Source organism: Collimonas silvisoli (genome assembly GCF_018305005.1).
Classification (GTDB): Bacteria; Pseudomonadota; Gammaproteobacteria; order Burkholderiales; family Burkholderiaceae_D; genus Collimonas; species Collimonas silvisoli.
Map to the genome: position 1 here is coordinate 1 of NZ_JAGQEG010000215.1, position 1421 is coordinate 1421.

Sequence of the window (1421 nt, forward strand, 5' to 3'; positions counted from 1 at the left end):
AAAAAATAATTGACCACAATAAAATATACTCCAGGAATCTACGTAGATTCCTGGAGTGTAGATTTAAGATATTTAACGTTTGAACGTATATCTTGAATCTATTTTATTGCTTCATGTGACACATATGAGAATATGCAGTAGAAACGACACCAGATATATAAGAACCAAGCGCTACACCACCTGCAAAAGCATATACGAGTGGGCTTGGCATAACAAAACCCAAACCTGGTTCAGTGCCGCCGGAGACGGAATTAATTTCTTGCTCTGTCAATTTCTTGATGCTCATTTTATAATTTCCTTAAATTAAAAAAAACAAATTTATTATTACCTTATTACCAACAACTGCTACAAACAACAACAAAAACTGAGATTTATTTTCAACGACATCGCGTATTATTTTTATGCTCTCAAAGCTTTACACTTTTCGGATAATTTCAATAAGTAAAATACGGCTCCAACCAACACAATAAAATATGGTATAGCGGTCAAAAATGACCCATTACCATTAATAATTCCTGTTGCATAAAGAATGCTAGGTTTGGGCGTTAAAATAAAAAAATTATAAATTACATGAGCAATGATTGAATACAACAATTTCCTTGTTGTTAAATACAAAATTCCCAAACCAATACCTAATACAACGTGAGAAAATATCAATCCAAAAACCTCTAGAGGAGGATTTGAATAATTATCCACATGTGCTACAGAAAATAATATTGAACTAATACATAAGGCAACAGGAATTGGGGATTTTTTAAGAACAATACCAAGTAGAAATTTTCTAAAAAACAATTCCTCAATCAAAGGGCCAACAGTAACAGCCGCTATAGCGAAGAACAAAGAGTTTCTGTCCCGCCAAAAAATATTGTCAGGAACCTCAAAAAGCGCAGCATTAAGAACAACCTGGACTACATGAAGAATTTGCAGTAAGCAAAATACAAATAAGTACAAACCTCCCGCCATTTTCAACGCCAGAAAAAAATCGTGCGTACACTCTCTTCTGCTACGCTTTGCATCCCCGACGCTCCGAAACATAAATAGACCTCTTACTCTCCGCACAGACTTCGAATCACCGTTGCCATCTTTAAAATGACATTCATTTACATTAAATGTCGAATATGCAATAAATTAAATTCATAGTATTACGTCTTTGGAAATTCGGCTACCCTCTCTTCAGAATTAGACTTGTGCCTAGGCAGAACAAATTGTTATTCATTGTTAAATAATTTCTTCTTAAATGTAACTTAGAAAGAATTAAAACATAGACAATGATTTTTATCACCTGTCGATTTTGACAGGTGATAAATCGGGAATAAGAGGATATGGAGATTTCTCAGTTTCGTCTCATGAGGGTGAGAACGCTATGTATAAGATAAGAATAGACGCAGCGGCGCTCCCGGAATTCTATAAGGATAGGTTTG

2 protein-coding genes are annotated in these 1421 nt (G+C 34.6%); both read right to left on the reverse strand.

The features are described 5' to 3' along the window. Window positions 1-103: 103 nt before the first annotated feature. Complete coding sequence (locus KHU33_RS26055; RefSeq protein WP_211468447.1) at window positions 104-286, reverse strand: class IIb bacteriocin, lactobin A/cerein 7B family; 183 nt, start codon at window positions 284-286, stop codon at window positions 104-106. 113 nt (window positions 287-399) lie between these two features. Continuing rightward, a complete protein-coding gene (locus tag KHU33_RS26060) occupies window positions 400-963 on the reverse strand; it encodes a CPBP family intramembrane glutamic endopeptidase (protein ID WP_211468449.1) in 564 nt (187 codons plus the stop codon). Between the last annotated feature and the right edge of the window lie 458 nt (window positions 964-1421).